This is a genomic window from Microcystis sp. M31BS1 (genome assembly GCF_020245285.1).
GTDB lineage: Bacteria > Cyanobacteriota > Cyanobacteriia > Cyanobacteriales > Microcystaceae > Microcystis > Microcystis panniformis.
In genome coordinates, this window is the sequence record NZ_JADBVE010000153.1 from 1 (window position 1) to 5,475 (window position 5,475).

The 5,475-nt window shown below is 41.3% G+C and carries 1 protein-coding gene; it reads left to right on the forward strand.

Features of this window, described 5'->3' with window-relative positions:
- Nucleotides 1-5,475, forward strand: a 5,475-nt coding sequence (locus tag IM509_RS08520) for a non-ribosomal peptide synthetase (RefSeq protein WP_272079383.1), incomplete at both ends; no start/stop codon positions are given.

Here is a 5,475-nt window from a genome sequence, read left to right on the forward strand (position 1 = left end):
AAGGGGGGCAATGAGCCGTCAAAATTATATAAAACGGGAGACTTAGCCCGTTATTTACCCGATGGTAAAATCGAATATTTAGGACGGATTGACAATCAGGTAAAACTGCGTGGCTTCCGCATTGAATTGGGAGAAATTGAAACCGTTCTTAGTCAGCACAGTGCGGTAAAAACGGCTGTTGTGATTGCCCAAGAAGATGAGACAAATCAGAAACGTTTAGTCGCCTATATTATTCCCCAAATAGAGATTATTTCCGCCCCAAAAGAGGAAAATTCGCTTAATGTTACTGAACTGCGGCAATTCCTGAAAGCCAAGTTACCAGAGTATATGATTCCTAGTGCCTTTGTCATTTTGGAATCCCTACCCTTAACGCCCAATGGTAAGATCGATCATCGTGCTTTACCGGCTCCCGAATTCCAAAGCCAAGAGCAGTATATTGCGCCGCGTAACCCCATTGAAGAGATATTATCCTCGATTTGGGCAAAAGTATTAAAAGTTGCACAGGTGGGGATTCACGACAACTTCTTTGAGTTAGGCGGACATTCATTATTAGCAACGCAACTAATTTCGCGCATCCGTGAGGCTTTTCAGGTAGAAATGCCCTTACGCGAGTTATTTGTTGCACCGACAATAGCCGAATTGTCCCAAGAAATAAAACGGCTTTCCGAAGGAGAACAACTAACTGAACTGCCGATTTTACCCAGGGACAAAACAGCAGAATTACCCCTATCTTTTGCTCAGACTCGTCTCTGGTTTTTGGCTGAATTTGAGTCGAATAGTTCTTTCTATAATATCCCCCTAGCCTTGCGTTTAGAGGGAAACCTGAACTCAGAAATCTTAATCCAGAGTTTAGAACAAATTTGTGATCGCCATGAAGCTTTACGCACCAACTTTATTACCGTTGATGGTATCCCTACCCAGGTTATACAAGCACGAACCTGGACAGTTACGGTTGTGGATTTACAGCATTTATCTGGTAGTGAAAAAGCAATTTCCTCCCAAGAGTTAGCAAAAAATCAAGCGATTCAACCCTTTGACTTAGCTGGTGAACCCTTAATCAGAATCACTTTAGTGGTGTTATCTGAAACGGAACATCTCTTATTAGTCTGTATGCACCACATTGTCAGTGATGGCTGGTCAATGGGGGTATTTATTCAGGAACTAACCGCCCTCTATAATGCTTATATTCAGGGTTTATCTTCGCCTCTCAATCCCCTATCTATCCAGTATGGAGATTTTACCCTTTGGCAAAGACAATGGCTACAGGGAGAGGTATTGCAACAGCAACTAGACTACTGGCAAAAACAGTTAGCAGACGCACCGGCCCTTCTATCTTTACCAACAGATAGACCTCGACCCAATCAACAAAGTTTTGCTGGGGGACATTTACCCTTTAGCCTTTCTTGGGAATTAACCGAAAAACTGACCCAATTAACCCAGGAACAGGGTGTCACCTTATTTATGACCCTGTTAACAGCTTATGCTGTCTTACTTTACCGTTATACAGAACAGGAAGACATCTTAATTGGTACTCCCATTGCTAACCGTAATCGCAGGGAAATTGAAGGGTTAATCGGCTTTTTTGTCAATACTTTGGTTTTGCGAATTGACTTGTCAGGTAAACCCAATTTTAATCAGTTATTAGGTCGAGTACGAGAAATGGCAATGGATGCCTATGCTCATCAAGATTTGCCCTTTGAAATGTTGGTAGGGGCCCTACAACCTGAACGAGATTTAAGTCACGCGCCTTTATTTCAAGTGGATTTTCTGCTGCAAAATAGTCCCCCATCTCCCTTAGAACTAATAGACTTAACCGCCACTCCCCTCACCACAGAAAATGACACCGCCAAATTTGATCTAACCCTGGCGATGGAGAATACCGGTGCAGAATTAAAAGGGGTATGGGAATATAATACCGATTTATTTGATCGCAGCACCATTGAGCGATTAACAGGAAATTTCATCACCCTACTAGAAGCATTGGTTGTTAACCCGCAGCAGCCAATTTTCCAACTACCATTATTAACCGAATTCGAGGCAAAAGAATTATTACTAGACTGGAATGCTACCGAAAAAGCATATCCTTTCCATCAGTGTATTCATCATTTATTTGAAGAACAAGCATCACGAACACCGGCTGCAGTAGCAGTGGTATTTGAAGGTCAAGAATTAACCTATCAAGAATTAAATATTCAGGCGAATCAATTAGCCCATTATTTACAATCTTTGGGGGTAAATTCAGAAGTTTTAGTCGGCATTTATCTAGAGCGGTCACTGTTAGTTATTGTCGGATTATTAGCAGTTCTCAAAGCTGGGGGAGCCTATATACCTTTAGACCCAGATTATCCTCAGCAACGGTTGACTTATATGGCAGAAGATGCCCAAATTTCTCTACTGCTAACTCAAGAAAGTTTACTCGATTCTTTGCCAGTAGAAGATGTGGGGGTAATTGTCTTAGATAAATTAGCTGAAAAATTGACAGTTCAAAGTCCAGAAAATCCCCTCAGTGAAGTGGTTCCAGAAAATCTACTATGCCTATTATATACATCTGGTTCCACAGGTAAACCTAAAGGAGTGATGTTAACTCACGCAGCTTTAGTTAATCATAGTTGGGGCATTAGTGAAGTATTCGGTTTAACAGAATCTGATCGCGTTTTACAGTTTGCTTCCTTTGGCTTTGATGTCGCTGCTGAAGAAATTTTTCCCACCTGGTTAAAAGGTGGCACAGTGGTTTTAAGACCGGGGCAAATGTTCGCAACTTTGACTGATTTTGCCGATTTTATCGAACAAGAAAGCCTCACCGTTTTAAATATTACCCCCGCCTATTGGCATGAATGGGCAATCGCCGTTTCCCAATCATTAGCTACTGTACCATCAAGTCTGCGAGTTGTCGCCGTGGGAGGGGATGCAGTGTTACCAGAAACCGTCAATATTTGGCGACAAATGGTCGGGAAACGGGTTGAATGTATTAACGTCTATGGCCCCACAGAAGCGTCTGTCACCGCCATAGTTCATGACTTGCTAGATTATCAGTCAGAAAAAATCAATTCAGTGCTGATTGGTCGTCCTATTGCTAATACCAAAGCATATATCTTGGATCAAAATCTGCAACCTGTACCCATTGGAGTTAAGGGAGAATTGCATTTATGCGGTGTTCGTTTAGCGCGGGGTTATCTGAATCGTCCCGAATTAACTGCTGAAAAATTTATTGACAATCCCTTTGCTCATTCACCGTTCAATCGTTTGTATAAAACGGGAGATTTAGCGCGTTATTTACCCGATGGTAATATTGAATGTTTTGGCCGGATTGACAATCAGGTTAAAATTCGCGGATTCCGTATTGAGTTAGGAGAAATTGAAGCGGTACTTAACCAAAATATTGATGTACAAACATCTTGTGTGATTATTCGGGAAGATACTCCGGGGGATAAATATTTAGTCGCCTACATAGTAGCTCATTATGAACGGATACCGATGATTAGTGAACTGCGTCAGTTTCTGTCCAGTAAATTGCCTTTGTATATGGTTCCTCAAGCTTTTGTTTTTCTGGAATCTTTACCCCTTACTACTAATCGTAAGGTAGATCGTCGCGCTTTACCCGCACCAGATAAAATAGGAAATCGCCGGGATCAATATGTAGCACCACGCAATGGAATTGAAGAGATTTTGGTGCAAATTTGGACAGAAATACTCAAAATAGAGCAAGTGGGAATTTATGATAATTTCTTTGAAATTGGCGGCCATTCTCTCCTCGCAACTCAATTAGTCTCCCGGGTTCGGAGTTTATTTAAAATAGAACTACCTTTGCGGAGTTTATTTGGTGCAGCTACGGTAGCCGAATTAGCGCATCTTATTGGACAATTACAGCAGCAAAATCTCACGCTAACAGTACCCCCGATTTTACCGAGAACTAAGGATACAGAATTACCTCTATCTTTTGCTCAACAGCGTTTATGGTTTTTAGATCAATTGCAACCAAATAGCGCTTTATACAATATACCGATGGTGTTGCATTTCCGAGGCAACCTCAATCAAAAGGCCTTAGAACAAAGTTTACTAGAAATCTGTAATCGCCATGAAGTATTACGGACTAATTTTGTCACGATTAATGGACAACCGACTCAGATTATTCAAACAAGAAGGGAGACAATATCGGTCGTTGATTTACAAGATTTACCCATCCAGGAGCAAGCAGAAAAAACACAGCAATTAAAGCAAAAACAAGCCACTCAACCCTTTGATTTAGCCAAAGAATCCTTAATCAGAATCACTTTAGTGGTGCTATCGGAGACGGAACATCTCTTATTAGTGTGTATGCACCACATTATTAGTGATGGTTGGTCAATCGAAGTATTTATTCACGAATTGACCAGCTTATATAATGCTTACACTCAAAATCATCCCGCAAATTTAGCTCCTTTACCGATTCAGTATGCAGATTTTGCAGTTTGGCAAAAACAATGGTTACAAGGGGATGTCCTACAAAGTCAATTAAATTACTGGCAAAATCAACTAACAGCTGCACCCCCTTTATTATCTCTTCCCACAGACCACCCTCGACCTGCGGTGCAAAGCTTTGTCGGTACTCAGCAAGAATTTTCCCTTTCCCCCAAACTTAGCCAAGCTTTGAATGAATTGAGTCGCCAACAAGGGGTGACATTATTTATGACGCTGTTGGCTGCTTTTGATGCTTTATTGTATCGTTATACAGGGTCAAATGATATTTTAGTAGGAACTCCCATCGCTAATCGTAATCGCGGTGAAATTGAGGGTTTAATCGGCTTCTTTGTTAATACTTTAGTGATGCGGACGGATTTATCAGATAATCCGAGTTTTAGTCAGTTATTAACCCGTGTTCGGGAAGTGACAATGGATGCTTACGCGCATCAAGACTTACCCTTTGAAATGTTAGTCGAAGCGTTGCAACCGGAACGGGATTTGAGCCATACTCCCCTATTTCAAGTCGCTTTTGTCCTGCAAAATACACCCAAGTCTGAGATTGCAATGACGGGATTAACGGTGACAGATTTGCCTCCAGAAAATACTACAGCTAAGTTTGATTTAACCTTGGCTATGGTTAACAACGATGATGGCTTAAAAGGTATCTGGGAATATAATACTGATTTGTTTGAGAGTAGCACTATTGAGCGATTATCAGGGCATTTTCTCAACTTATTAGGGGGAATTGTGGCCAATCCTCAAGCGCGGATTTCCCAATTACCCTTACTGACAGAAAGTGAGACTAATCAGTTATTAATTGAGTGGAATAATACTCAAGTTGACTATCCTGAGTATAAGTGTATTCATCAATTATTTGAGGAACAGGTAAAACGTACACCCGATGCGGTAGCGGTGGTCTGTTCCCAGCAACAATTAACCTACAATGAGTTAAATTGTCGTGCTAATCAACTAGCCCATTATCTGCGGAAATTAGGCGTAAAAGCTGATACTTTAGTCGGCATTTCCCTTGAGCGT